Consider the following 1,788-nt stretch of genomic DNA (forward strand, 5'->3'; position numbering starts at 1 on the left):
AGTTGGACCGGCGTGCGCTGCCCGCGCCCGAATACGGGCCCGAGACGGCTGTGGGCCGTGCCCCGCGTTCGCCGCGTGAGGAGATCCTGTGCGGTCTCTTTGCCGAGGTGCTGGGCGTGGAGTCGGTCACCATCGATGACGATTTTTTCCGTCTCGGCGGTCATTCGCTGCTGGCCACGCGGCTGGTCAGCCGGGTCCGTAGTGTCCTGGCGGCGGAGCTGCCCATCCGGCAGCTCTTCGAGACGCCGACCGTCGCGGGTATCTCCTCCGCTCTCGCGACGGATGGTGTGCGTCGTCGCGTGACCCCGGCCGATCCGCGACCGGAGCGGATCCCGTTGTCGTATGCCCAGCAACGGCTTTGGTTCCTCAACCAGTTCGAGGGCCCCAGCGCCACCTACAACGCTCCGGTGGCGCTGCGGCTGACCGGTCCTCTGGACCGGGAGGCGCTGCGTCTGGCCCTGGGCGATGTGGTGGCCCGCCACGAGAGCCTGCGCACCGTCTTCACCGAGGACGCCGACGGTTCTCGGCAGATCGTCCTCCCCGCCGACGAGGTTCGTACGGAGCTTCCGGTGGTGGAGACCGACGAGCGGCGGCTGGACGAGGACTTGGCCGTCGCGGCGGCCCGTCCCTTCGACCTCGCGGCCGAAACTCCCTTCCGTGCCCATCTGTTCGCGGTCGCGGAGCAGGAGCATGTGCTGCTCGCCCTGACCCACCACATCGTCAGCGACGCATGGTCGCGCACCCCGCTGGCGCGTGATGTGGCAGTGGCGTACACGGCCCGTGTCACCACCGGTGAGGCTCCCGTGCGCGAGCCGCTGCCGGTGCAGTACGCGGACTACAGCCTCTGGCAGCGCGATGTCCTCGGTGACGAGTCCGACCCCGACAGTGAGATCTCGCGTCAGCTCGGCTACTGGACCTCCGCGCTGGTGGGTCTTCCGGATCAGCTGGAGTTGCCGTACGACCGGCCGCGGCCGTCCGTGGCCACCTACCGCGGAGACCGCGTACCGTTCCAGGTCTCCCCGCCGCTGTACGCGCGGATCACCGAGGTGGCCCGGGAGGCGCAGGCCAGCCCCTTCATGGTGCTTCAGGCAGCCCTCGCCGCCCTCCTCGCGCGGCTCGGCGGGGGTACGGACATCCCCATCGGCACGCCGATCGCCGGCCGCACCGACACCTCGCTCGACGATCTGGTCGGCGTCTTCCTGAACACGCTGGTGCTGCGCACGGACACGTCGGGGAACCCGAGCTTCGCCGAGCTCCTCGACCGGGTCCGGGAGACGAACCTGGGCGCGTACGCCCATCAGGACCTGCCCTTCGAGCGGCTGGTCGAGGTGCTTAACCCGGAGCGCTCGCTGGCCCGTCACCCGCTCTTCCAGGTGCTGCTGACCCTCAACAACACCGACTACCAGGGGGCGCTGGACTCGCTGGACGGCCTTCCTGGGCTCACCGCCGAGCGACAGCAGGTCGAGACGTCAGTGGCCAAGTTCGACCTCGCCTTCGGCTTCACCGAGAGCCACGACGAGTACGGGCAGGTGCATGCGCTCAACGGCGTCCTGGAGTTCAGCACCGATCTGTTCGACCGCACCACGGCCCATACGCTCACCGAGCGACTCCTCCGGCTTCTGACCCAGGCCGTGGCCGAGCCGACCGCCCCCGTGTCCCGTGTTGATCTGCTGGACGAGGCCGAGGTCCGGTCGGTGGTGTGGGACTGGAATGACACGGTGTGTGAGGTGCCGGGTCGTTCGGTGGTGGAGTTGTTCGAGGAGCGGGTGGTCCGGGCGCCGGATGCGG

1 protein-coding gene is annotated in these 1,788 nt (G+C 69.4%); it reads left to right on the top strand.

The genetic code is table 11. The features are described from left to right. The coding region (locus ABD329_RS47685) for a condensation domain-containing protein (RefSeq protein WP_344318268.1) at positions 1-1,788 on the top strand (1,788 nt) is incomplete at both ends.

This window comes from Streptomyces javensis (assembly GCF_039525925.1).
Lineage (GTDB): Bacteria > Actinomycetota > Actinomycetes > Streptomycetales > Streptomycetaceae > Streptomyces > Streptomyces asiaticus.